General features: G+C 71.1%; 24 protein-coding genes, 2 tRNA genes and 1 other RNA gene. 21 read left to right on the forward strand and 6 right to left on the reverse strand.

Annotation, left to right across the window (positions count from 1 at the left end):
* Nucleotides 1-56: 56 nt before the first annotated feature.
* Nucleotides 57-2,378, reverse strand: a complete 2,322-nt coding sequence (locus ACZ69M_RS36325) for a DNA polymerase III subunit gamma and tau (RefSeq protein ID WP_470056752.1) — start codon at nt 2,376-2,378, stop codon at nt 57-59.
* Nucleotides 2,379-2,472: 94 nt separating this feature from the next.
* An RNA gene (ffs, locus tag ACZ69M_RS36330) (signal recognition particle sRNA small type) lies at nt 2,473-2,571 on the reverse strand.
* A 71-nt stretch (nt 2,572-2,642) separates the two neighbouring features.
* Between ffs and ACZ69M_RS36335 the strand changes: the two genes are divergently transcribed.
* The 7 genes from ACZ69M_RS36335 (at nt 2,643) to ACZ69M_RS36365 (ending at nt 7,586) form a co-directional block, all read left to right on the forward strand.
* Nucleotides 2,643-2,730: transfer RNA gene (locus ACZ69M_RS36335), tRNA-Ser, on the forward strand.
* Nucleotides 2,731-2,845: 115 nt separating this feature from the next.
* A complete protein-coding gene (locus ACZ69M_RS36340) occupies nt 2,846-3,211 on the forward strand; it encodes a hypothetical protein (RefSeq protein ID WP_470056754.1) in 366 nt (121 codons plus the stop codon).
* A 127-nt stretch (nt 3,212-3,338) separates the two neighbouring features.
* Nucleotides 3,339-4,016: a hypothetical protein gene (locus ACZ69M_RS36345; RefSeq protein WP_470056756.1), complete on the forward strand. Its 678-nt coding sequence runs from the start codon at nt 3,339-3,341 to the stop codon at nt 4,014-4,016.
* Between the two features lie 146 nt (nt 4,017-4,162).
* Complete coding sequence (locus tag ACZ69M_RS36350; protein ID WP_470056757.1) at nt 4,163-4,765, forward strand: GtrA family protein; 603 nt, start codon at nt 4,163-4,165, stop codon at nt 4,763-4,765.
* Nucleotides 4,766-4,835: 70 nt separating this feature from the next.
* The gene (locus ACZ69M_RS36355) at nt 4,836-5,771 is read left to right on the forward strand and encodes a phosphorothioated DNA-binding restriction endonuclease (RefSeq protein WP_470056758.1); all 936 of its coding nucleotides are present in this window, start codon (nt 4,836-4,838) and stop codon (nt 5,769-5,771) included.
* A gap of 58 nt (nt 5,772-5,829) precedes the next feature.
* Complete coding sequence (locus tag ACZ69M_RS36360; protein WP_470056760.1) at nt 5,830-6,486, forward strand: RNA polymerase sigma factor; 657 nt, start codon at nt 5,830-5,832, stop codon at nt 6,484-6,486.
* Nucleotides 6,483-7,586 (forward strand): CU044_5270 family protein, encoded by a 1,104-nt coding sequence (locus tag ACZ69M_RS36365; RefSeq protein ID WP_470056762.1) that lies wholly within the window; start codon nt 6,483-6,485, stop codon nt 7,584-7,586. The genes ACZ69M_RS36360 and ACZ69M_RS36365 overlap by 4 nt, the downstream gene beginning before the upstream one ends.
* Nucleotides 7,587-7,642: 56 nt before the next feature.
* Here ACZ69M_RS36365 and ACZ69M_RS36370 read toward each other — a convergent pair whose 3' ends face one another.
* Together ACZ69M_RS36370 and ACZ69M_RS36375 are read right to left on the reverse strand one after the other, a co-directional pair.
* Entirely contained in the window at nt 7,643-9,601 is a 1,959-nt protein-coding gene (locus ACZ69M_RS36370; protein WP_470056764.1) for a copper resistance CopC/CopD family protein, read from the reverse strand.
* 133 nt (nt 9,602-9,734) lie between these two features.
* Nucleotides 9,735-12,485: a GNAT family N-acetyltransferase gene (locus tag ACZ69M_RS36375; protein WP_470056766.1), complete on the reverse strand. Its 2,751-nt coding sequence runs from the start codon at nt 12,483-12,485 to the stop codon at nt 9,735-9,737.
* 78 nt (nt 12,486-12,563) lie between these two features.
* On the opposite strand from ACZ69M_RS36375, the gene ACZ69M_RS36380 reads away from it, so the two are divergent.
* From ACZ69M_RS36380 to ACZ69M_RS36400, 5 genes are all read left to right on the forward strand, one after another.
* Entirely contained in the window at nt 12,564-13,289 is a 726-nt protein-coding gene (locus ACZ69M_RS36380; RefSeq protein WP_470056768.1) for a siderophore-interacting protein, read from the forward strand.
* 36 nt (nt 13,290-13,325) lie between these two features.
* Nucleotides 13,326-13,910, forward strand: coding sequence for an HhH-GPD-type base excision DNA repair protein (locus ACZ69M_RS36385; protein WP_470056769.1), 585 nt, complete (start codon nt 13,326-13,328; stop codon nt 13,908-13,910).
* A gap of 139 nt (nt 13,911-14,049) precedes the next feature.
* Nucleotides 14,050-14,694 carry an HdeD family acid-resistance protein gene (locus ACZ69M_RS36390; RefSeq protein ID WP_470056771.1) on the forward strand — a complete coding sequence of 215 codons (645 nt, stop codon included), beginning with the start codon at nt 14,050-14,052 and terminating at the stop codon, nt 14,692-14,694.
* 126 nt (nt 14,695-14,820) lie between these two features.
* Entirely contained in the window at nt 14,821-15,162 is a 342-nt protein-coding gene (locus ACZ69M_RS36395; protein ID WP_470056773.1) for a hypothetical protein, read from the forward strand.
* A 71-nt stretch (nt 15,163-15,233) separates the two neighbouring features.
* Nucleotides 15,234-15,380, forward strand: coding sequence for a hypothetical protein (locus tag ACZ69M_RS36400; RefSeq protein WP_470056775.1), 147 nt, complete (start codon nt 15,234-15,236; stop codon nt 15,378-15,380).
* A gap of 164 nt (nt 15,381-15,544) precedes the next feature.
* On the opposite strand, the gene ACZ69M_RS36405 is transcribed toward ACZ69M_RS36400, so the two are convergent.
* Complete coding sequence (locus ACZ69M_RS36405) at nt 15,545-17,149, reverse strand: helicase HerA-like domain-containing protein (RefSeq protein WP_470056777.1); 1,605 nt, start codon at nt 17,147-17,149, stop codon at nt 15,545-15,547.
* A 105-nt stretch (nt 17,150-17,254) separates the two neighbouring features.
* On the opposite strand from ACZ69M_RS36405, the gene ACZ69M_RS36410 reads away from it, so the two are divergent.
* Both ACZ69M_RS36410 and ACZ69M_RS36415 read left to right on the forward strand, forming a co-directional pair.
* Nucleotides 17,255-17,551: a type II toxin-antitoxin system VapB family antitoxin gene (locus tag ACZ69M_RS36410; protein ID WP_003999914.1), complete on the forward strand. Its 297-nt coding sequence runs from the start codon at nt 17,255-17,257 to the stop codon at nt 17,549-17,551.
* Nucleotides 17,552-17,749: 198 nt separating this feature from the next.
* Entirely contained in the window at nt 17,750-18,394 is a 645-nt protein-coding gene (locus ACZ69M_RS36415; protein WP_470057036.1) for a LytR C-terminal domain-containing protein, read from the forward strand.
* Between the two features lie 167 nt (nt 18,395-18,561).
* Here ACZ69M_RS36415 and upp read toward each other — a convergent pair whose 3' ends face one another.
* Complete coding sequence (gene upp, locus ACZ69M_RS36420) at nt 18,562-19,197, reverse strand: uracil phosphoribosyltransferase (protein ID WP_054235115.1); 636 nt, start codon at nt 19,195-19,197, stop codon at nt 18,562-18,564.
* 291 nt (nt 19,198-19,488) lie between these two features.
* On the opposite strand from upp, the gene ACZ69M_RS36425 reads away from it, so the two are divergent.
* The 7 genes from ACZ69M_RS36425 (at nt 19,489) to ACZ69M_RS36455 (ending at nt 23,047) form a co-directional block, all read left to right on the forward strand.
* The gene (locus ACZ69M_RS36425) at nt 19,489-19,647 is read left to right on the forward strand and encodes a hypothetical protein (RefSeq protein ID WP_470056779.1); all 159 of its coding nucleotides are present in this window, start codon (nt 19,489-19,491) and stop codon (nt 19,645-19,647) included.
* A 311-nt stretch (nt 19,648-19,958) separates the two neighbouring features.
* The gene (locus ACZ69M_RS36430; protein ID WP_168501149.1) at nt 19,959-20,501 is read left to right on the forward strand and encodes a tRNA adenosine deaminase-associated protein; all 543 of its coding nucleotides are present in this window, start codon (nt 19,959-19,961) and stop codon (nt 20,499-20,501) included.
* A gap of 175 nt (nt 20,502-20,676) precedes the next feature.
* Nucleotides 20,677-21,108: a tRNA adenosine(34) deaminase TadA gene (tadA, locus tag ACZ69M_RS36435; protein WP_352050509.1), complete on the forward strand. Its 432-nt coding sequence runs from the start codon at nt 20,677-20,679 to the stop codon at nt 21,106-21,108.
* Between the two features lie 62 nt (nt 21,109-21,170).
* A tRNA-Ser gene (locus ACZ69M_RS36440) sits at nt 21,171-21,255 on the forward strand.
* A gap of 183 nt (nt 21,256-21,438) precedes the next feature.
* A complete protein-coding gene (locus ACZ69M_RS36445; RefSeq protein WP_067377012.1) occupies nt 21,439-21,618 on the forward strand; it encodes a hypothetical protein in 180 nt (59 codons plus the stop codon).
* A 40-nt stretch (nt 21,619-21,658) separates the two neighbouring features.
* Complete coding sequence (locus ACZ69M_RS36450; protein ID WP_470056782.1) at nt 21,659-21,952, forward strand: Dabb family protein; 294 nt, start codon at nt 21,659-21,661, stop codon at nt 21,950-21,952.
* Between the two features lie 195 nt (nt 21,953-22,147).
* The gene (locus ACZ69M_RS36455; RefSeq protein ID WP_470057039.1) at nt 22,148-23,047 is read left to right on the forward strand and encodes an RNA polymerase sigma factor SigF; all 900 of its coding nucleotides are present in this window, start codon (nt 22,148-22,150) and stop codon (nt 23,045-23,047) included.
* Nucleotides 23,048-23,149: the final 102 nt, after the last annotated feature.

Consider the following 23,149-nt stretch of genomic DNA (forward strand, 5'->3'; position numbering starts at 1 on the left):
TTCCGAAGCGAGGGGTGGAGAGAGTTGGTGCGATCCTCCGAGAGGGGCCCGGGTGTTCACTCGTTGGAGAACTCCTCCACCACCGTCGCGCCCAGTTCGCGGACGATCAGGTCGTGGCCCGAGAGGGCGGACTCGTCGAGGTCGGGGTCGTCGTCCTCGGGGATGTCGTCCTCGGGGGCCACCGGAGGCGGCTCGTAGGCGACCGGGGGTGGCGGGGCGGGCGTCGAGGCGGGCGCGGCCGAGGCCTGGCCCGCGGGCGAGCCCTGCGACGCGGCGGGGCGCGGAGCCGGGGGCTGCTGGGGGGCGGGGCGCGAACCGGCCGGAGCTCCGCCGTAACCGCCACCACCACCGCCACCAGCGCCATAGCCACCGCCGCTGCTGCCGCCACCACCGAACCCGGGACCAGGGCCGGAGGCCGACATCGGTGGCGGTGCCGAGCCACCGGAGGTGTCGACGATCGCCTCGATCTTCCACTGCACATTGAACTGTTCGGCCAGCGCCTGCCTCAGGACTTCCTCGCTGCCGCTGCTCGCGAAGTTGTCGCGCGCGCCCGCGTTGACGAAGCCGATCTGCAGGGTCGTGCCGTCGTAGCCGGTGACCTGCGCGTTCTGGCTGAGCAGGATCCAGGTGAAGCGGCGGCGGTTCTTCACGGCCTCCAGGATGTTCGGCCAGAGCATGCGGGGGTCGACGCCACCGGCGGCGGGGGCCGGTGCGGAGGCGGGCCCGGGGCCCGGGGCGGGGGTGGACGCCGTAGGCGCAGCGGCGGGTGTGGGAGCGGCGGGGGCCTGTCCCCCGCCCGCGGGTGTCGCGGTCGGCCAGCCGCCCGGACGCCGACCGCTGCCCACGGCCGTCGCGGTGGGCCAGGCGCCGGGCGCCGCTCCGGACGGGGGCGCGGGCGGGGCCGTAGCGGCAGCCGGAGGAGCCGCGGGCGCGGCAGCGGCGGGAACCGGAGCGGGTGCCGGGGCCGAGGCAGGAGCAGGGGCGGCCCCCGCATCCGGCGCCGCAGCGACCCCGCCGGTAGCCCCCGCGCCACCGGCCCCGTACCCCTCGTTCGCCGGTCCCTGTCCGCCGGGGCCCGGGGCCCGCACGGCGGCCCGGGCCGCGGCGACACCGCCGCCCGGCGGAACCATCGGAGCGGCCGCGGCCGGCGCTCCTCCATGTACTTCGGGGCCGGGTACGTACCCCATGGTGGGGGCGCCCGCGCCGGCACCGGAGAAGTTCACCCCGCGCTCGATGCGGTCCAGGCGGGCCATGACGGAGCGCTCGTCCCCGTACGCCGCGGGCAGGAGCACGCGCGCGCAGATGAGCTCGAGCTGGAGTCGCGGCGAGGTGGCGCCGCGCATCTCCGTCAGTCCCTCGTTGACGAGATCGGCGGCGCGGCTCAGCTCGGCGGCGCCGAAGACCCCGGCCTGGGCCTGCATGCGCTCGACGACATCCGACGGGGCGTCGATGAGCCCCTTCTCGGCGGCGTCGGGAACCGCGGCCAGGATCACCAGATCGCGCAGCCGCTCCAGCAGGTCCGCGACGAACCTCCGGGGATCGTTGCCCCCCTCGATGACGCGGTCCACGATCTCGAAGGCCGCGGCGCCGTCGCCCGCGGCGAACGCCTCGACCACGGAGTCGAGCAACGACCCGTCCGTGTACCCCAGCAGCGAGGTGGCCATGGTGTACGTCACACCGTCGGTGCTCGCTCCCGCGAGGAGCTGATCCATGACGGACATGGAGTCACGCACGGAACCGGCGCCTGCCCGCACGACCAGCGGCAGCACGCCGTCCTCGACGGGAATGCCCTCGCGCCCGCAGACCTCGCCCAGGTACCCCCGCAGGGTCCCCGGCGGCACGAGCCGGAACGGATAGTGGTGGGTCCGCGACCGAATCGTCCCGATGACCTTCTCGGGCTCGGTCGTGGCGAAGATGAACTTGAGGTGCTCGGGCGGCTCCTCGACCACCTTCAGCAGGGCGTTGAAGCCCGCCGGGGTGACCATGTGGGCCTCGTCGATGATGTAGATCTTGTACCGACTGCTCGCGGGCCCGAAGAAGGCCTTTTCCCGCAGGTCACGAGCGTCGTCGACACCGCCGTGCGAGGCGGCGTCGATCTCGATGACGTCGATCGACCCCGGTCCGTTCCGCGCGAGGTCCCTGCACGACTGGCACTCCCCGCAGGGAGTCGGCGTCGGCCCCTGCTCGCAGTTCAGACACCGGGCCAGAATCCGCGCGCTGGTCGTCTTCCCGCATCCGCGCGGCCCGCTGAACAGGTACGCGTGATTGACCCGGTTGTTCCGCAGCGCCTGCTGCAACGGGTCGGTGACATGCTCCTGCCCGATGACCTCGGCGAACGACTCCGGGCGATAGCGGCGGTACAGCGCGAGAGACGACACACATACGAGGTTATAGGCGCCCACTGACAACAGGGACCGCTCACCGGCCCCCAGACCCCGGGCCGCCGGGCCTCGAGCCGCATCCCGTCCCGGGAACGCAAGCGCCCCCCACGCACCCGCCAGAGCCAACCTACCCTTGCTGCCTTCCGGCCCTGGGGGAGTTCAGTCAGATAGCGCCACGTGAGGGGCTCCGCACAGAGTACCTGATCCGGGAGGGGGGAACGAGTTCGCGAGCACTCCTCAACGTCTTGTATTGTTTGCCGCGGAGGATTCGCCTAGAGGCCTAGGGCGCACGCTTGGAAAGCGTGTTGGGGGCAACCCCTCACGAGTTCGAATCTCGTATCCTCCGCCAGTGCCTCACCGGGCACGATGTCGAAGGGCCCCACCGCTTGCGGTGGGGCCCTTCGACATTGGCCGTCTCGGCTGTGCGCGTGCTGGGGCCGAAGCCGGTTCTTCCGGATGCGGACGTGTCCCGCGTCGAGGTCGACGTCCTCCCGGGGGAGCCCGAGCGCTTCCCCTTGCCGAAGCCCGGGCCCCAGACCGCGCCGCCGGCCCGGAAAAAGCTGGGGATCCTCGTCTCCGCGGACGTCCGGAGCATGAAGGCGCGGCGGGCCCCGGCGAACTTCGCCGCGTTCGAGACCGGCTTCGAGACCCGCTTCGAGACCGGCTTCGAGACCGGCAGCGTCGTACCGTCGGGATCCACCACCAGCGCGCGCATGGCCACCGGGCAGATCGCCGACACCGTCCCCCGGTATCCGCGACTGGATCATGCGCCAGTCCCACTGAGCCCCGCCGGGCCTGCGCGTCGCGGACGTCTCGGTCATGATCGGTGAGCGCTGTGCCGGCTTCCTCCTGGTGGGAGCCGATGCCCTGTCGCCTCGTCAACTCTCTGCGCCTACAGTCTCGTCGGAGTGACGGGCGAGCGGGGTGGGATGGGTGGGTATGGAGTCGGCGCAGCGTGTGATCCACCGGAGTGGGCTGTTCTCACGGCTGCTGGTCGTGCTGGTGGGCGTGGCGGTCCTGCTGCTCGGCTACAGCCTCTTCAGGGAGAACCTGCCGGCACGGCTGACCCATGACTGGCCCTGGAAGCTCGAACTGCTGGACATACAGAGCGCCGTCACGGCGGTGCTCGGTACGGGAGGAGCCGCGCTGGCCCGGGCCCAGTACGCGCGAACGGTGCGGCCCGCCATCGGATACGGGGGCCGCGTCGTAGCGAACACGGCTCCGAACGAGCGGCTGGCCTGGCTGTGCAAGCTCCTCAACGGCGGGCAGGAGGTGGCGATCACCGCGGACACCGGCTACTGGATCGAGTACACCTCCGCGGGACGCGCCGCCGGCGCCGTCGACTCGTCGGAGTGGACGGGCCAGCCGGAGGCGACAGCGGCGATCGTGAGCCGTGGGCTGGCGGAGCGCCAGGACTTCCAGCTGAACCTCGTCGGACGCGGTTACCCCATCCCCGGGCAGGGGCAGGGGCAGCTGTTTCTGGGCTGGTTCACCGAGAAGGCCATGCGCGAGCTGGAGAGCGTATACGTGCGGGTGCGGGTGGTGGACCGGGTCGGCGATGTCCACGAGCGCGTCGTCAACTTGCTGAAGGGCGCCGATCGTTCACCCACCCATCCGGACGCTTCCCCCTTCTGAGTACCCCGCTCTCCCCCGGGGCGGGGTACAGCTGGCTACACCCCCGGTCCGGGAGTGCGCCTCATCGTTTCGGCGCACGGACGACGGCATCGTTGAACCCAGCTGGTCCCAGAGGTTCACAGCTCCCCCGTCCGGAAGGAAAGCCCATGAACGCGCTGCTCTCGTCGAAGCCGGAGACGGAGACGGGCACGAAGACGGGCACGGAGACGGAGTCCGCGGTGCGGGGTGCGGAGTCGACCGGGACCGGCGCCCACGACGCGCGCCGGATACCGGCGGCCCCGGCCGCTCCCGGTCCGCTCGCCTCCTTCGCCCGGTTCGTCCTCTGCGGCGGCGGCATCGGCATCCTCTCCAGCTTCGCCGTCCCCCTCCTCGCCGGACCGATGCCCTGGGCGGTGGCCAACGCGGTCGTCACCGTCGCGTCGACCATCCTCTGCACCGAGCTGCACGCACGCTTCACCTTCGGCAGCGGGAAGCACGCCGGATGGCGCCGGCACTGGCAGTCCGCGGGATCAGCCGCGGCCGCCTACGCAGCCACTTCCGTCGCGATCCTCATCCTGCACACTCTCCAGACCTCCCCGGGCATGCTCACCGAACAGATCGTCTACCTCAGCGCCTCCGGCCTCGCCGGCATCGGACGCTTCCTCCTGCTGCGCCTCTACGTCTTCGCCGGCGGACGGACCAGGGCCACGGAGCCGGTACGGGTGAGCAGCCCGGCACGCCCCCCGCACCGGGCCCTGGCCTGGGCCTAGGCCGGCCCGTCCGCCCTTCCCCTCAAGCCACCAGTCCGATCACCCGACCGCACCCGTACGATCACCCGTCATGGAGGACTGGCTGGAGCGCGCGGCGAGGCTGAGGCAGTGGACCGGCAACGGGGTCCGCGCCCCGCACAAGCCCCTGCTCCTCCTCTACGCCCTCGGCCGGTTCCAGCGGGACGCCGACGGCGAGTTGCGCTACAGCGCGGTCGAGGACGATCTGAAGCGGCTGCTGGCCGAGTACGGTCCGGCCAACCGGACGACACCGGCGTACCCCTTCCACCATCTGGTCGGCGACGGGGTGTGGGAGGTGCGGACCGATCGCGGGCCCGGCAGCCCCGGCAGCGGGGTGCGGGAACTGCGGTCGACGGGCGCGGCGGGACGGCTGGCGCCGGACCTGCGGGCGGCGCTGCGACGCGATCCCGCGCTCCTCGGCCGGATGGCCCGGATCCTGCTCGACCTGCACTTCCCGCCCTCACTCCACGACGAACTGTGCGAGGCCGTGGGCCTGGAGTGGGAGTGGGAGCCGGAAGGGTCGGTGCACCTGCCGGACGCGGGACCGCGGGACCGGCGCCGACGCGACGGGCGGATGCGGGAGCTGGTCCTGACGGCGTACGAGTACCAATGCGCGTTCTGCGGGTACGACGGCCGGATCGGGGCGGTGCCGGTCGGGCTGGAGGCCGCGCATGTGCGCTGGTGGGCGTTCGAGGGGCCGGACGACATCGACAACGGTCTGTGCCTGTGCTCGCTGCACCACAAGCTGTTCGACAAGGGCGTCCTCGGTATCGGGGACGGGCACCGCATCCTGGTGTCGCAGCGCTTCGTCGGACGGAGCCCGGCGGCCCGCGACCACGTCATCGCGCTGGCGGGCCGTCCGCTGACCGGTCCCCAGCCGGGCACCGCGCCCGTCGCCGCACGCCATCGGACCTGGCACACCCGGCAGGTGTTCCACGGAGCTCCGCGCCCTGCCGCGCCGGTTCCCAGCGCACACGGAGACGTGTGACGCAGGTCACGGGAAGTCGGTGTCGGATGCCGGACAGCTCATAGGGGTGAGCATTGATATGCGTACCCGGGTACGGGCCGGGGAATCGAGCGCCTTCGCGGAGCTCTTCGACAGTTATGCGCGCGCGGTCTACAACCATGCCTTCCGGCTGACCGCCGACTGGTCGACGGCCGAGGACGTGATGGCCGCGACCTTCCTGGAGGCATGGCGGCTGCGTGACCGGGTCGACCCCGAGGGCGGCTCGCTGCGGCCCTGGCTCCTGGGCATCGCCACCAACACCGCGCGCAACCAGCACCGGAGCAACCGGCGTTACCGGCAGGCGGCCCAGGCCGCCGCCGCGGCCGAGCTGTCGGTGCCCGACCACGCCGAGGACGTGGCAGGGCGGGTCGACGACCGGGGCCGCCTGGCGACCGCCCTCACCGCCCTCGCGACGCTGCGTCCCCCGGAGCGCGAGGTCATCGCGCTCTGCCTGGGGGAGGGCCTGGACTACGAGGCCGCGGCCGAGGCGCTGGGGATTCCGGTCGGCACGGTCGCCTCCCGGCTCTCCCGCGCCCGCAAAAAGCTGCGCACCCTCACCGGCCCCGGACCGGCGCGCCAAGAACCCGAACCGCCGCTGAAAAAAGTTCGCGGAAGACGGGAAGGCAGCCGCCGCGCCCGACAGATAACAGGCGATCGCACCCAAGTGATCCGGCCCGCACAGGAAGGAAACCGATGAACGCGAACATGCCCCGGCAGAGTCCGGCCGAGCAGGACGAGAGCGCCCAGCAGCTCCTGTCCCGCACGGCGCGCGACCTCCCGGCGGGCCGTCACCAGTTCCACAAGGAGCGCCTGATGGCCCAGATTCACCAGATCCAGCAGGAAGAGCGCACGGCGGCCGCGGAGGCGGTGGCTGCGGCGCGGACCCGGCGCTTCCGGCTGCCGCGTCCGGCGATCGCGCTGCCCGCGCTGGCCGCCGCCCTCGCCGGTACGGTCGTCGCCGTAGTGACGATGAACAACGGCGGCGGGGTCAGGGACGGCGGCGTCGCCACCGGACCCGCCCTCACCACCCACATCGGTGCCGCGACCACCAAGGGCGTCCCCCAGTTGCTGAGCCAGATCTCACTGGCGGCGGCCGAGACCGAGGGAAGCCACCCGGCCGTCAAGCCCGGCCAGTACGTCTACATAGAGTCCAAGACGGCCGACACCTTCGTGAAGACCGTCGGCGACAAGAGCAGCCTCGCCAGCCACGCGCTGCACACCCGCAAGATCTGGCAGTCCCCCGACGGCACCAAGGGCTGGCTGATCGACCCGGCCTCCAGCGACGACCCCGCGGGGGAGACCCTGAGCCTGCCCGACGAGCAGGGGAACGCCCTGGTCGGCGGCGTGAACCACCCCACGTACGACTACCTGGCCAAGCTGGCCACCGACCCCGACCGGCTCCTGGCCACGATCTACAAGGAGACCAAGGGCCACGGCAACTCACCCGACCAGGAGGCGTTCACCACCATCGGCGACCTGCTCGGCGAGAGCTACCCCCCGGCGAACCTCTACCCGGTGCTGTTCAAGGCCGCCGCGAAGATCCCCGGTGTCGTCGTGGTCGACGACGCGGTGGACGCGGTGGGCCGGCAGGGGGTCGCGGTGGCGCGCCTGGACGAGACCAGTGGCCAGCGCGAGGAGTGGATCTTCGACAAGAAGACCCACGTCTTCCTGGGCGAGCGCTCGGTCCAGGTGAAGCAGGGCACCGGCGAGGACGCCCTGATGACGCCCGGCACCGTGACCTTCACCAGCGCGATCCTCAAGCGGGCCGTCGTCGACGGCATGAAGCAGACTCCCTGAGCCGACGCGGACCCCGTGAGCCGACGCAGGCCCCCTGAGCCGACGCGGTGGTCCCGTCAGCCGATCTTCACGGTCTTCGACACCGTGACCTGGTCGATGTCGGTGGTGCGGACGGTGGCCTTCATGGTCCAGGTGCCGGCCACCGGGAGGGTGACGCCGTCCGCGGTCCAGTAGCCGCCCTTGTCCGTCAGCCCGGCGTCGATCGGGCCGATCTGCTGGGATTCCAGAGTGAAGGTGAGGCGCAGTTCGGGCACGGTGGCGAAGCCGCCGTCGGAGCCGTAGATCACGGCCTGCACGGAGTTCTCGCCCACCCGGCTCGGTGTCAGTTGGATCTGCACCTTGCCGTGTCCGCCCTGCGTGCCGACATCGAACGGGATCGTCGTCGTCGAGGCCGTGATCTCTCCGGCGGCCGCGGTGGCGGAGGCCGCCGCGGCCTCGGTGGCCGCGCGGCCCGGCTGGGTACCGGTGAGCAGGGTGGTGATCACCAGCACGACGATGCCGACGACGACCTCGACCAGCACCGAACGGCGCAGCGCCCGCCGGTACCGGTCGGCCTCGTCGGAGGCCGTGCCCGAGGCCTTGTCGGAGATCTTGCCCGAGCTCTTGTCGGAAGCCTTGTCCGAGGGCGTGTGATCCGGATCCGGTGCGCCGTCGTCCGATTCACCGTCGTCCGAGGGACCGCCGTCCGAGGGAGCACCGTCCGACGGGCCGTCCGCCCTCCCGACCCGTACGTCGGTGGGGGCGGCCGAGGCCCCCACCGTCTGCGGCACCCGCTCCTCCACCAGCACCGCCGCCGCTGTCCGTGCCTCCTCCGCCGCGAGCATCAGCCGCCCGGTCCAGCGCCGCGAGGCCCCCGCCCCCGCCAGCAGCACCAGCACCGCCACCAGCTTGGCGAGGAGGAGCCTGCCGTACGAGGTGGAGGTCAGCGCGTCCCAGGAGCCGAGGCCGCGCCAGGACTGGTAGACGCCGGTGACGACCAGGACGGTGACCGAGGCGAGGGCGAGGCGGGAGAAGCGGTTGACGACGGCCGCGGGGAGCGGCTCGGCCGACCGGTACAGCGCGGTGAGCAGGGCCGCGAGGCCGCCCAGCCAGACCGCCATCGACAGCAGGTGCAGTACGGAGGAGACCATCGCCACGGGGACCTGGATCCCGGCTGACGCGTGCTCGGCGACGGCCCAGGTGACGGCGAGGGAGACGGTGAGCAGCCCGCCGGACGCGAGGACGAGCCGCCCCCTCACCTGCTCGCTCACCGGATAGAACACCGCCGCCCCGAGCAGCACCAGCCGCGCCAGCAGGGCCAGTCCCGGCCTGCTGGTCAGGGTCTCGCTGAGGACGGACGGGTCGAAGGCGTCCGCCGGTCCGCTGCCGCGCTCGTAGGGTCCGCGCAGGAGCAGCAGCGCGACGGTGGACCCGGCCAGGATCCACCAGCCGGTGAGCAGCAGTCGCCGCACCGGGCCCGGGAACCCGCAGACCAGGACGAAGGTGGCCGCGCCGATGAGGAGGGCCAGACCGCCGTACGCCAAGTAGCGGGCGGCGTCGTAGAGCGTGCCCGCGGCGGTGTTCCCGGAGGGGTCCACGGGAACGGGCGGGGGGGTCGCGGAGGGTTTGCCGATGGAGAAGGTGAAGGCGCCGGAGACCGGGTGACTGTCGGCCGAGACGACCCGCCAGGCCACCGTGAAGGTGCCGGTGCCCAGGCCCTTCGGCAGGGTCACACGGGCGGTGTCGGAACGGTCGCCCGCGTGCCCCGGCTCACCGGTGTGCACGCGTCGGTTGTCCGGGTCGAGCACGCGGAAGGAGTCGTCGAGGAGCCCGATGGACTCGCTGAAGGACAGCGTCACCTCGGTGGGCGCCGTCTTCAGCACGCTGCCGTCCTGCGGATCGGTGCCGGTCAGCGCGGCGTGGGCGGACGCGCCGCCGACACCGCCGAACAGCACCAGGACCAGTACCGTGCCCAGCAGCGCCAGCCCCTGGGCGATCCGCCGTCGCTCCCGCTGTCCGCCTCCACGTCCACTCACACGCCGTCTCCGTCGTCTCCGTCGTCCCTGCGGTCTCCGCATTCCGGTTCCGCCCGGTCCGCGCTTCCAGAGTCACCGATACGTACGGACGAATCCGGCGCCGTGCTCACTCCCCCGGCGAGGAACCCACCGATCAGCCCACTGGGGAACCCGCCGAGGAAGCCTCTGGGAGGGCCGTCTCCCGTGTCAGAAAGGCCAGCCGGGCCCGCTTCTCGGGCAAGTAGACCCCGGGAAGGTCGATTTCGGGAAGCACGATCTCCGGGCCGGCTACGAAGCCCTGTCGGAGCAGCCGCGCGATCGCCTTCTCGTTGCGCGCGTCGGGTTCGACCACGACCCGCTGCCGGTCGAGGCCGACCAGCACGTACCGGGTGAACGCGGTCAGCAGCGCGGACGACCAGCCCGGCCGGCCACCTCCGGACCCCGCGGGGCCGATCAGCAGGTGGACGCCGATGTCACCGGGTTCGACGGGGTAGCACTCGCTGACCCGGTCGGCCTCGGGCTCGTACGTCTGGAAGAGCGCGGCGGGCTCGCCGTCCTTGACCGCGAGGAAGGCGTGGTGGGTGTCGAGGGAGTCCAGATGGACGTACGTCTCCAGCACCTGCTGTTTCGTGAGTCCGTTCATGCCCCAGAACACGGCACGCTCCTCGCTCACCCAGCGGTGGATGACGTCCAGGTCGGCGTGCGGGTCGACGGGCAGGACGCGCACGGTCCCGAAGCCGTCGATGTTCTGCTCGTGCACGGCCTCGCGGTCGGCGGCGTACGGCTCACTGCTCATGGTGTCCTCGGCCTTCTCCGTCTCCTGTTCCGGTGTCAGCCGGCTCCAGTCGGTGCTGACCGGGACCAGTTCTCCCTTGAGCCACAGGGGGAGCTGGTCGCGGTGGTGGGCCGAGCCCGGGACGCCCGAGGCGCCGAAGGGGACCGCCCAGAGGCTCTGGTCGCGGTCGGCGAGGTCCCAGACGTAACGGGCCGCCGGGCCGCGCGCGCTCAGGTCGGTCAGGCCGGGGACCGCCGAGGTGCACAGCACGCAGTCGTGGTCTCCGGAGAGACCCGGTTCGTCGTACGAGGTGGTCGGGAGCGCGCGCCAGGGCGCGAGCCGGTGGGTGTCGCCCCAGACGCCGAGCGGCCCGGCGGCCGCCTCCTCGACTGCCTCGCGGACGAGGGCGGCGCGGTCGATGCCGTACAACTCCTCGGCCTTCAGCAGGTGTTCGAGGGCGAAGGCGACACGGGGGAGGAGGGCGAGCCAGGGGCGGAAGACCTCGGGGTACGCGGGCGGGTCGGCCAGCGCGGCGAAGGCGGGGTGCGCGGCGAGCCGCCGTACGACCGCGCCGCGTACCGCGGAGTAGGCGGCCGCCGCCATGCTGTCCGCCGTCATCCGGCGGTCCCAGCCGAGCAGCCGGTCGCGCAGGGCGGTCGCCTCGATGCTGAGTCCGTCGAGCGCGGCGAGGTGGTCCATCAGGGGCGCGGCGGAGGCGAGATGGGTGTCCATGTGGATGTCCGCCATGTCCTTGGCCGACCACTTCGGCCGTTCGTCGAGGAGCTGCCGGATCCGGGCGGCCCGGTGGAGCGGGGCGAACTCGACACCGAGCGGGCCGGCGGGGCCGCGTTGGTTCGCCATCACGGCGACGCCGTCCTCGACCGTCCCGTACGGCATCTCGTGCCAGCCCCGCCATTCGTGCCCGGGCTCCCAGGCGGCGACGATCCGGATGCGGTTGTCCGCGTCGCGGAGCGGGACCCGGCCGGCGACCCGGTGCAGTACGCCGCCCTCGGTGTCGGCGGCCTGGACGACGTTCACGGGCTCGGCCCAGTGGTCGAACGCCCGGTCGACGTCGGCGACTTCGCGGACCCGGAGGAGCGGGAGGAGCGCGCTGAAGCCGAGGTCTTCGGTGACGCGGGGCGGGTAGCGGAGGCTGATGGCTTCGACACCCTCGGTCTGTTCCGCTCCCCCGATGACGACCGGGCCGCGCGGGGTCTCGACGACCTCGACCTCGACGGGTTCACCGCCCGCCACCTCGACCGTCTCCACATGCCGGGCGACGGCCCGCCACTCCCCGTCGGGGTCGAGCGCCTCCCATCCCTCCGGTCGCTCCGGTCCTTCCGGCCCCTGGGGCCCGACGCGTCGCAGTCGTTCCCGGTACAGGTCCTGGTAGTCGGCCATCGCGTTGGTGATGGCCCAGGCGACCGTGCCGGTGTGGGCGAAGTGGGCGATGCCGGGGACGCCGGGGACGGCGAGGCCGACGACGTCGAACTCGGGGCAGGAGAGGTGGATCTGCTGGTAGACGCCGGGGTCCTCGATGAAGCGGTGGGGGTCGCCCGCGATGACCGGGCGACCGGTGCCGGTCCGCTCGCCCGTGACGAGCCAGCCGTTGCTGCCGGAGGTGCCGGGACCGTCGGCGGCGAAGAGGTCCACGGCCTCCGGTCCGATCCGGCGGACGACCTCCTCCCTCCACAGCTTGGTGGGGAAGCCGGCGAAGAGGATGTGCGCGCCGAGCCAGACGCCGAGCGGGGTCCAGGGCTCCCAGCGCCCCGGGGCGAGCCCGGTCTCCGCGAACTCCGGTGTGCGCCGGGCGCCTTCGGCCAGCCCCTCGTTGACCCCGTCGACGTATGCGACGACCCAGTCGGCGGTCTCCGGATCCCGTCTCTCCAGCGCCGCGAAGCAACGTCTCGCGGTGTCGTCGAGCCGGGCCCGGCGTGCGAACCGGTCCCAGCCGACGGCCTCGGCGCCGAGGAACGCGGCGGAGGTGCCCTGCGCGCGGTGCCGTTCGACCTCCAGTTGCCAGGCACGGTCGAGGGCGGTGACACGGCCCTGGGCGCGGGCGAGGGCGCGGGCGTCGGTGGCGCGCAGGTGGGGGATCCCCCAAGGGTCACGGTAGAGCTCGGCGGTCACAATCCATCCCCATTTTTGTCAGGTTAGGCTAACCTAACTTTCGCTGTGGCGAAATCGTACGTGAGGGGTGGAGGGCCGGTGGGCCAGGGGCATGGCTGGGAAGGCGCGGTACTCAAGCTGCTGCGCGGCAAGGACTTCGAGTTCACGGTGACCCGAGCCGAAGACATCACCCCGCGCTACCGGCGCCTGCGCCTGACCGGCGGCGGCATGCTCGCGGCGACCGGGGTGCACCCGACCATGTGGGTCCGGCTGTGGTTCGACAACGCGGGCAAGCCGCACCAGCGGGCGTACACCCTGGTCGACCCCGACCCCGCGAACGGCACCTTCGGGCTGGAGTTCGCGCTGCACGAGGGGCGCGCGAGCGACTGGGCGCGGGCGGCGAAACCCGGGGACACCATCGCGGCCACGGTCCAGGGCACCGCGTTCACGGAGCCGGACCCGGCCCCGTCCCACGTCTTCGCCGTCGCCGACTCGGCCTCCCTCCCCGCCCTCAACTCCCTCCTGGACGCGGTGGGCACGGCCCCGGCGACGATCTGGTTCGAGACGGACCACGGCACGGACGGACTCCCGCTGCGCACCCGCCCCTCGCTCCACGACCTGCGCCCGGTCCCGCGCCGGGGCGCCCCTCTCGTCCCCCGGGTCAAGGAGTCCCTCCCCGACCTCCTCAAGGACCAGTCCGCCCCCTACGTCTGGATCGCCTGCGACACCACCACGACCCGCGCCCTCACGGCGTACGTCCGCAAGGAACTCTCCGTCCCGAGGCAGCGGGTGAACGCGATGGGCTACTGGCGCACGGCGGCCTGAGAGGCGTTCCGCACCCTCACGCGGGATCATCGAGGCATGGACGTCAGCCTTCACATCGCCCAGGATCCCGAAGCGGACGCGTTGCTCAGCCGCAGTCCCCTCGCCGCCCTGACCGGGATGCTGCTGGACCAGCAGGTGCCGATGGAGTGGGCGTTCAAGGGACCGCGCACGATCGCCTCGCGCATGGGGGCGGACGAGTTGGACGCGCACGAGATCGCCGCGTACGACCCGGAGAAGTTCACCGCGCTGCTCACGGCGAAGCCGGCCGTGCATCGCTATCCCGGATCCATGGCCAAGCGGATCCAGCAGCTGTGCCAGTACCTCGTGGAGCACTACGACGGGGACGCGGCCAAGGTCTGGGACGGCGTCAAGAGCGGCGAGGAGCTGCTGCTGCGGCTCAAGGAACTGCCCGGGTTCGGCGCCCAGAAGGCCCAGATCTTCCTGGCCCTGCTCGGCAAGCAGTTCGGTGTGCGGCCCAAGGGCTGGCGCGAGGCGGCGGGGGCGTACGGCGAGCCGGACTCCTTCCGCTCCGTCGCCGACATCACCGGGCCCCAGTCCCTGGCGAAGGTCCGCGCCCACAAACAGGAAATGAAGGCCCAGGCGAAGGCCTCCGGCAAGTAGCCCGCCCCTTCCCCACCCCCGCCGCACCGCTCCTGAGGGGCACGGGGAACTGCGCGGAGGGCAGGGGCGGCGGGGGCGTGGGTCCGTCGGATGGGTCACCGCGGTGGCAGAGCGGCCCCACGCGGCCAAAGCATGAAACATGAGCGAGGTACCGAACGCCCCCCACCAAGGCCCGCAGTACGACGACCGCCAGGTCCACGACCGCGAGCCACGCGTCACCCCCGAAGGCCCCCTGCACTTCATCGCCCGCAGCGCCTGGCAAGCCGTCCTGCTCGCCGGCATCGCGGCCTTCGTCCTCGGCGTGCTGGTGCTGGTCTGGCCGGGCGCCTCCCTGCTGGCCGCAGGCGTGCTCTTCGGCCTCTACCTGCTCTTCAGCGGCGTACTCCAGCTCGTCGCCGCGTTCGGCACCCACGTCGCGACCTCGCTGCGCGTCATGGCCTTCATCAGCGGCGCCCTCTCGATCCTGCTCGGCCTGTTCTGCTTCCGCGGACCGATGCAGTCGACCCTCCTGCTCGCCCTGTGGATCGGCATCGGCTGGCTGTTCCGCGGCATCACCCAGACCCTGGCCGCCGCGTCCGACCCGACCGTGCCGGCCCGCGGCTGGCAGATCTTCCTCGGGATCGTCAGTTTCCTCGCGGGGATCGTCCTCATCGTGTCCCCGTTCACCTCGGTCGCCGTCCTCACCCTCGTCGGCGGCTGCTGGCTCATCGCGGTGGGCGTCACGGAAATCGTCACGGCGTTCGTGATCCGCGGCCGGGCCAAGCACATCCCTGCCGTCGTCTGACCGCACGCCCGACCTCACGCCGAATCCACGCCGTACGTCAACTCCGCGCCTCTCCCGTAGCCCATGAGGGCGGATCTCGGCGCCGACCCGATGAACCACCCACTCCGGATGGGGAGACGACCTTCCATGAGCTCCTCTCCGCACCGCCGGCCGCGCCCGCCGCACCGGCACGCGTGGATGCGGGTTCTCACGCTCCTCGTCGTCACGATCCTCGCGGCGGGCGCCCACGTCGACGCCCTGGCCCCGACCTCCGTCGTGGCTTCCGCCGAAGCGGGCTGCGGCGCCGAACACGACGTACTCGACACGGCCCTTCGCCCGCCCGCCCGGCAGGACTACCGCCCCCTCGCCCCGCTGCACCCCGCGCCGACCGCTCCCGACTGCCCGGAGCCGGCGCCCCGCCCCCGTCACGTACCGCCGTCGCACTCCCGCACGCTGCACGCCCTGCGCTCCGTGGTCCTGCGCTGCTGACAGGCCCGGCCCGGCCTCCGGACCGTCCCCACCAGCCAGTCAGCGAACCGAGCGAACGCAAGGACACAGCCATGCCCACCGACCCGTACGCGGTCCTGCGCGCACTCCTGCGCGCGGAAGCCGTCCGCAACACGCCCAAGCCGCAGCCCGAGCCCAGGCCCGCACCGGACGCACGGCAGATGCAGGCGCCCCCGCCCAAGGAGCACGGAAACAACTAGGGGAACGGTGAGGCGGCCGTCCCGCTCGTGGGCGGGGCGGTCGCCTCACCGCGTGACAGATGACAACTGGCAGGTGACAACTGACAACTATCAGATGACAGATGACAGATGACAGATATCGAAAACTGACCGGCATCCACCGGCTACCGGCTATCGGCTACCGGCTACCGCCTGCGCCGAGCCGTCCCGAAGAGGGAGCGGGTGATCTCCCTGCCGATCTGCGTGCCCATCGACCGAGCCAGGGACCTGAAGATCCCGCTGCCGACGACCTGTTCGACGACCGAGGGTTCCTCCTTCGCCCGGCCGCCGCCCTTCGCGGGCGCCCGCCCGGCCTCCGCGGCCCCCCGGGCGGCGGACTGCGCGGCTGCCGCGTCCCGCGCCGCGAGCTTCTCGTACGCGGACTCGCGGTCGACCGCCTGCGCGTAACGCCCGTACAGCGGGGACGCCTGCACCGCCCGGTCCAGCGCGGCCGGATCGACAGGGCCCATCAGGGACTGCGGGGCCCGCAGCCGGGTCGCCGCGACCGGCGTCGGCGCGCCCCTCTCGCTCAGCACGGTCACCACGGCCTCTCCGGTGCCGATGCCGGTGAGGACCTCCTCCAGGTCGTACGCGGAGTTGGGAAAGGTCTTCACCGTGGCCTTCAGGGCCTTCTGATCGTCCGGGGTGAAGGCGCGCAACGCGTGCTGGACGCGGTTGCCGAGCTGGGCGAGGACGTCGGACGGCACGTCCTTCGGGGTCTGCGTCACGAAGAAGACACCGATCCCCTTCGAACGAATGAGCCGCACGGTCTGGGTGATCGACTCCAGGAAGGCCTTCGACGCGCCGGTGAAGAGCAGGTGCGCCTCGTCGAAGAAGAAGACCAGTTTCGGCTTGTCGATGTCGCCGACCTCCGGGAGGTCGTGGAAGAGATCGGCGAGCATCCACATCAGGAAGGTCGAAAAGAGCTGCGGTTTGTCCTGGACCTCGGGGAGTTCGAGGACGGACACCGTCCCGCGTCCGTCCGACGCCGTCCGCAGCAGCTCGCTCGTGTCGAACTCCGGCTCCCCGAAGAACGGGCTCATGCCCTGCGCCTCGAAAGCGGTCAGGGAGCGCAGGATCACGCCTGCCGTCGCGGGCGACAGGCCACCGATGCCCTTCAGCTCCGCCTTGCCCTCGTCCGAGGTCAAGAAGGCGACGACGGCCCGCAGGTCCTTGAGGTCGAACAGTTCAAGACCCTTCTGGTCGGCGTAGTGGAAGATCAGGCCGAGCGACTGCTCCTGCGTCTGGTTCAGCTGGAGCACCTTGGAGAGCAGCACCGGGCCGAAGCTGGTGACCGTCGCCCGTACGGGGATGCCCTTGCCCATGCCGCCGAGCGCGTAGAACTCGGCCGGGCAAGCGGTCGGCGTCCACTCCTGGTGGACCTCCTGGGCACGCGCCAGCACCTTGTCGTTCGACACGCCCGGCGCCGAGATCCCGGAGACATCACCCTTGATGTCGGCGAGGAACACCGGCACGCCCTGCACGGACAACTGTTCGGCGATCAGCTGGAGCGTCTTGGTCTTGCCGGTGCCGGTGGCTCCGGCGACCAGCCCGTGCCGGTTGAGCACGGGCAGCGGAATGCGGATCCGGGCGTCCGGCAGACACCTCCCGTCCCAGAGCAGGGCGCCCAGGTCGAGCGCGGGTCCGGCGAACGCGTAACCGGAGGCGATCCCCAGGGCCTCCTGGGGGAGCCCGCGGGCGCCGCTCACACCTTCGGGTGCCACCACGGGAGGTGCTTCGCTGTCGCTCATATCAGGCCCCTGTTCCCGGTTTGCACTGATTTACGGCGTCTTTTCCAGCGTCGCACTACGTCGCCATGGCTGCGCCCGGAAGGTCTGGGCCGGTAGGCTTTCCGTGTGATCTTCAAGCGCATCGGAAACGGACGGCCGTACCCCGACCACGGCCGGGAAAGCACCCGGCAGTGGGCGGATGTCGCGCCGCGCCCGGTCCGCCTCGATCAGCTCGTGACGACCAAGGGTCAGCTGGACCTGGAGACCCTCCTCGCCGAGGACTCCACGTTCTACGGCGACCTGTTCGCGCACGTAGTGAAGTGGCAGGGCGACCTGTACCTCGAGGACGGCCTGCACCGCGCCGTACGCGCCGCGCTGCAACAGCGCCAGGTGCTCCACGCACGCGTGCTCGAACTCGACTGAATCGAGCGACTCGGCCGACTCGTCCTGGATGGACTCGGCCGGGACCGGGTGCCTGGGACGCGAGGGCCTCCTCGAGGCCCAAGATCCCCGCTCGTTGACCCTTTTGGGTTGGACTGAACCTCGGCCGATGATCATTTAGTAGGAATCACCGCCGCGGCACACTACGCTGCGCCCATGAGCATGCTCACTCCCCCTGGCATGGGCGGCCAGTACCGGATCACGGGGGACAAATACCCACGGATGCGCCGACCCCGGGGGCGTCGCAGGCTCGTGTTCCTGGTCGTCGCCTCCGTCACCGCGCTCGGGCTGATCGGGTGGGGAACCCTGCAGCTCATCGACGTCTTCACGGGCAAGGGCGACAAGGCCACGGCCGCCGGTACGAAGGGCGACTGCACGTCCAGGACCAGCCCGTCGGCCAAGGCGAGCACGGCGTCCACGACGTCCACCGCCGCCGGGACACTGCCCAGGCCCGGGCAGATCACCGTCAACGTCCTCAACGCCACGCCGCGCAGCGGGCTCGCCAAGCAGACGGCGGACGAGCTGAAGAAGCGCGGGTTCCGCATCGGCGACGTGGGAAACGCGACGGCCACGTACGACAAGAAGGTCAACGGCGCCGGGATACTGCTCGGCGCCAAGGGGGCCGCGCAGGCCGCGCTGCCGGTGCTGGGCACGCAGTTGTCCGGCGCCGAGGTGAAGACGGACGGCCGCGCCCAGGCCGACCGGGTCGACCTGATCATCGGCAACACCTTCAAGAGCCTCACGAAGAAGGAGGACGCCGACAAGGCCCTGGCCACCCTGTCCGGGCCCCGGCCGGCCGCGTCCGCCTCTCCGAAGAGCTGCTGAACGGCGAAGGCTGTCGGCAGCCCCGTAGGGACCGCAGACAGCCTTCGTGAGACCGCTGATCGTTCGGAACCGACCGCTGGGCCCCTGAACCCCTGGACGGCCCGGGCAAGGCCGCTGAGGGCCACGAGGGGCGATCGCAGGTCCCGCGCAGGTGCGGGAACGGGAACCTACTCGGCCGCCCCGTACATCCGGTCCCCTGCGTCGCCCAGCCCCGGCACGATGTACCCGTGCTCGTTGAGCCGTTCGTCGACCGACGCGGTCACGACCGTCACCGGCGTGCCCGCCAGCTCGCGCTCCATGACCTCGACGCCCTCCGGGGCGGCGAGCAGCACCACGGCGGTGACGTCGTCGGCGCCGCGCTTGATCAGCTCCTGGATCGCCGCGACGAGCGTGCCGCCGGTGGCCAGCATCGGGTCGAGGACGTACACCTGGCGCCCGGAGAGGTCGTCAGGCATCCGGGTCGCGTACGTGGACGCCTGGAGCGTCTCCTCGTCGCGCACCATGCCCAGGAAGCCCACCTCGGCGGTCGGCAGCAGCCGCACCATGCCGTCGAGCATGCCGAGGCCCGCGCGCAGGATCGGCACGACCAGCGGGCGCGGGTAGGACAGCTTGACGCCCGTGGTGGGGGCGACCGGGGTCACGATGTCGACCTGCTCGGTGCGCACGTCGCGGGTGGCCTCGTAGGCGAGCAGGGTGACCAGCTCGTCGGCGAGCCGCCGGAAGGTCGCGGAGTCGGTGCGCCGGTCGCGCAGGGTGGTGAGCTTATGGGCGACCAGGGGGTGGTCGACGACGTGGAGACGCATGCCCATAACAGTAGCCGTGCCCCCGTGTCCCTCGCGCTGGCATCAAACCGCCCGTCAGAGGGAAGGCGGTAGGGACGTACCTGGGGTGGTGGGCCTATGCCGGACCGGGAAAAGGAGTCCCCGGAGCAGCTGGACCGACTCGGACGAGCCGAGGGGGCCGAACGGACCGATGGGGCCGATGGGGCCGATGGGGCCGATGGGGCCGATGGGGCCGAACGGACGGAACGACTTCGCCGCGTCGAACAATCCGAACGGGCCGAACGGGCCGAACGGGCCGAACGGGCCGAACGGATGGGGCAGCCGGAGACGGACGCCGAGCGCCGGCGGCGCCGGGCCCAGTTCCTCCGGGACCTCACCGAGGCGCGCGAGCTGCGCGACCGCGTCCAGCCCCGCCGCGCCAAGGTCGCCCGCCTCCGTCACGCCATGCGCATGCGCACCTTCCGTTGGTAGCTCCTCCAGTGGCTCCTTCGGCAGCTCCTCCGGTGGCTCCTTTGGTAGTCCTTTGGTAGTCCTTCGGTAGCTCCTTGGTGTCCCGTCCACGCCGTGAAGGCGGGGACATGCACACACGACGCCGAGGGCCGCGTACGATCCGCTGTTAGCGATCAAAAGAGGCAGACACAGCAGGCCGAAGACGTCCCCTGAACGCTCTGTTTCTGCCACGATTCCGAGTGGGTGGGGTCTCGGAGCAGCACTCCCCGCCCAATCGACCTCCGCCGGGGGGACCCCCAACCGGCACGCCTATGACCAGTGGGAGAGTCACGGTGTACTTCGCCGCACTGCTCGCGCGCACCGAAGACGGGTGGGAAGCGAGCGACACAGAGCTCGACGATGTGGAGACCCTGTCGGATCTGACCGATCTGGCCCGTGAAGCCTCGGAGGAGGACACGGTGCTCGTACTCATCGAGCAGGAGGACGCGTGGTTCGGCGTCGTCCGCGTGGACGGTGAGGAGGACCCTCGCATCTACGTCTCGGACGCCGCAGCCGCTGCCCGCAGCTCGTACGGCGAGATCCTGCTCACGGACGAACTACTAGGACGGGAGCCCGGCGACGACGACGCCGACCTGGACTCCCTCGACCTGGACGGCACCGAGGACGGTGAACCCGACGACGCAAACGACTCCGAGGACGACGAGGAGGAGAGCGTCTCCGGCGAGATCGTCTCGCACAGCCCCGTCGGGGACCGCGAGATCCTCGCCGACCTCGGTGTGAGCGAGAAGGAACTGCTCGCCCTGGACGAAGGCGACGCGCTCAGCACGATCGCCGAAGCCCTGGGAGCGGCAGAGGTCCTGGAGACCGTCCGCTAGAGCCTGATCCGCCGGACGGGCCCCAGGGCCCGATCCGGAAGGCAGGGCCCGGGTCCCGCGGTTACGGGGGAGGCGGTTTCCCTGGCGAGCCCGATAGATTTCCCGGGTGAGCCCGACAAAAGAGACCTTTCCAGCAGATCCGGCAGATCCGGTACGCGACCGCTGGCGGGCCGCGATGCGGCTCGCCCTGGACGAGGCCCACCGGGCCGTCCAGGGCGGGGATGTTCCCGTCGGCGCCGTCGTGCTGTCCACGGACGGTACGACGGTGCTCGCGACGGCGCACAACGAGCGCGAGGCCACGGGCGATCCGACGGCGCACGCCGAGGTGCTCGCGATCCGCGGGGCCGCCCAGCGGCTCGGCGAGTGGCGGCTGGCCGGCTGCACGCTCGTCGTCACTCTGGAGCCCTGCACGATGTGCGCGGGCGCGCTCGTCCAGTCCCGGGTGGACCGGGTGGTCTACGGTGCCCGCGACGAGAAGGCGGGCGCGGTCGGTTCCGTCTGGGACCTCGTACGCGACCGCCGGCTCAACCACCGCCCCGAGGTGATCGGGGGCGTACTCGAGGACGAGTGCGCGAGTCTGCTCACGCGTTTCTTCCGCGACCGCTGACTCCATGGGGCGGCGGGAAACGGATTTCAGACCACGGCCCACCTTGGGGTAGGGTCTCCCTCGGTAGCGTGTCCGAGCGGCCGAAGGAGCTCGCCTCGAAAGCGAGTGTGGCGCAAGTCACCGAGGGTTCAAATCCCTCCGCTACCGCTTGAGAAGGGCCCCGTCGCAAGACGGGGCCCTTCGTGCGTACGGCATGCGCGTGTACGGCATCCGCGCGTACGACAAAGGACCTCGGCCAGCGGGCCGTTGGTCCAAAAAAGCGGGGTGAAGGTTACACTCGCCGCCGGCACACGGGGCCCAGTGGGCGCAGCAGTCACAGGGGAGGCCGCGATGGCGGTGAATTCGAAGAAGATCGCCGTCTACATACTCGTGGTCTTCGCGCTCTACGTGATCATCACGGATCCGGCGAAGGCGGCCGATTACGTCCAGATAGGGTTCGAGGGCATTTCGACCGCCGCCCGGTCCATCGGCGACTTCATGACGTGGATCGCCGACGGGGCCAAGAACTGATCGGCCGCCCCCGCACGGCCCGTACCACCAGGGAGTACCTGTGATCCGCCATCTGGTCCTCTTCAAGCTCGACGAAGGCGTCGAGCGTGTCGACCCCCGCGTCGTCGAGGGCGTGGCCGCCTTCCGCCCGCTCGGCGACCAGATCCCCGAGCTGCGGTTCTGGGAGTGCGGCTGGAACATCACCGACCGGCCCGTCGCGTACGACTTCGCGATCAACTCCGCGGTCGACGACGCCGACGCCCTGAAGCGGTACTTGGAGCATCCGGCGCACCAGGCGGGCGTCGCGCTGTGGCGCGAGTTCGCGACCTGGGTGATCGCCGACTATCCGTTCTGAACCGATCCGAGCCGACACGCTCTGGGCCCCTCGCCGGAATCCGGCGGGGGCTTTTGCGTTTCGTATGCCCCAACTCTCCCTAAATCCTGTTCAACACGGGGTTATGCGGTGCTTGCACACAGTGCACATGTCTTGTGATGCTATGACCGCTTTTGACGGATGAGTTGATGGATCTGACGGATCATAGAGGTGGAGTTGACCGTGCCGGCCAGTACTGCGCCTCAAGCACCGCCACAGGAAATCCCCAAGGAACACATCGCCACGGAACCCCTCGCCCCGGAGCACATCGCCCACGAGCGCGTCACCCCCGAGCAGGCCACCCCTGAGCGACGCCGCGGCGCCGACACCCGGGCCCTCACCCAGCTGCTCTTCGGCCAGCTCAAGACGCTGGAGCCGGGCACCACGGAGCACGACCGCGTACGCGGGGCGCTCATCGAGGCGAACCTGCCGCTCGTGCGGTACGCGGCCGCCCGCTTCCGCTCCCGCAACGAGCCGATGGAGGACGTCGTCCAGGTCGGCACGATCGGCCTGATCAACGCGATCGACCGCTTCGACCCCGACCGGGGCGTGCAGTTCCCGACCTTCGCGATGCCGACCGTCGTCGGCGAGATCAAGCGGTACTTCCGCGACAACGTCCGCACCGTCCACGTACCCCGCCGGCTGCACGAGCTGTGGGTGCAGGTGAACAGCGCGACGGAGGACCTGACGACGGCCTTCGGGCGCTCCCCCTCGACCGCCGAGATCGCCGAGCGGCTGCGCATCACCGAGGAGGAGGTGCTGTCCTGCATCGAGGCCGGACGCTCGTACCACGCGACCTCCCTCGAAGCCGCCCAGGAGGGTGACGGGCTGCCCGGACTGCTCGACCGGCTCGGCTACGAGGACCCGGCCCTCGACGGGGTCGAACACCGCGACCTCGTCCGCCATCTCCTCGTACAACTGCCCGAGCGCGAGCAGCGGATCCTTCTCCTTCGCTACTACAGCAATCTGACGCAGTCACAGATCAGTGCCGAGCTGGGAGTCTCCCAGATGCATGTGTCAAGGCTGCTCGCCCGGAGCTTCGCACGACTTCGATCCGCAAACAGGATCGAGGCGTAACCGGTAAGAGCGAATCGCTCAACGTCTCCTTTTCCGACAGTTCAGCGTCGAAAAACCGCCAGACCCCCCTTTTCCAGGGCCGATTCACCCCCTCCATGTCGA

This window comes from Streptomyces sp. NPDC107454, from assembly GCF_055582885.1.

What these genes read in the sequence shown, in the direction of transcription:
- ACZ69M_RS36365 (WP_470056762.1), top strand. Translation starts at nt 6,483, where the DNA reads ATGAACGCGAACATGCCCCGGCAGAGTCCGGCCGAGCAGGACGAGAGC.
- upp (WP_054235115.1), bottom strand. Translation starts at nt 19,197, where the DNA reads ATGCGTCTCCACGTCGTCGACCACCCCCTGGTCGCCCATAAGCTCACC.
- ACZ69M_RS36355 (WP_470056758.1), top strand. Translation starts at nt 4,836, where the DNA reads ATGGAGGACTGGCTGGAGCGCGCGGCGAGGCTGAGGCAGTGGACCGGC.
- ACZ69M_RS36405 (WP_470056777.1), bottom strand. Translation starts at nt 17,149, where the DNA reads ATGAGCGACAGCGAAGCACCTCCCGTGGTGGCACCCGAAGGTGTGAGC.
- ACZ69M_RS36445 (WP_067377012.1), top strand. Translation starts at nt 21,439, where the DNA reads ATGGCGGTGAATTCGAAGAAGATCGCCGTCTACATACTCGTGGTCTTC.
- ACZ69M_RS36415 (WP_470057036.1), top strand. Translation starts at nt 17,750, where the DNA reads ATGGGCGGCCAGTACCGGATCACGGGGGACAAATACCCACGGATGCGC.
- ACZ69M_RS36400 (WP_470056775.1), top strand. Translation starts at nt 15,234, where the DNA reads ATGCCCACCGACCCGTACGCGGTCCTGCGCGCACTCCTGCGCGCGGAA.
- ACZ69M_RS36360 (WP_470056760.1), top strand. Translation starts at nt 5,830, where the DNA reads ATGCGTACCCGGGTACGGGCCGGGGAATCGAGCGCCTTCGCGGAGCTC.
- ACZ69M_RS36425 (WP_470056779.1), top strand. Translation starts at nt 19,489, where the DNA reads ATGGGGCAGCCGGAGACGGACGCCGAGCGCCGGCGGCGCCGGGCCCAG.
- ACZ69M_RS36385 (WP_470056769.1), top strand. Translation starts at nt 13,326, where the DNA reads ATGGACGTCAGCCTTCACATCGCCCAGGATCCCGAAGCGGACGCGTTG.
- ACZ69M_RS36395 (WP_470056773.1), top strand. Translation starts at nt 14,821, where the DNA reads ATGAGCTCCTCTCCGCACCGCCGGCCGCGCCCGCCGCACCGGCACGCG.
- tadA (WP_352050509.1), top strand. Translation starts at nt 20,677, where the DNA reads ATGCGGCTCGCCCTGGACGAGGCCCACCGGGCCGTCCAGGGCGGGGAT.
- ACZ69M_RS36350 (WP_470056757.1), top strand. Translation starts at nt 4,163, where the DNA reads ATGAACGCGCTGCTCTCGTCGAAGCCGGAGACGGAGACGGGCACGAAG.
- ACZ69M_RS36390 (WP_470056771.1), top strand. Translation starts at nt 14,050, where the DNA reads ATGAGCGAGGTACCGAACGCCCCCCACCAAGGCCCGCAGTACGACGAC.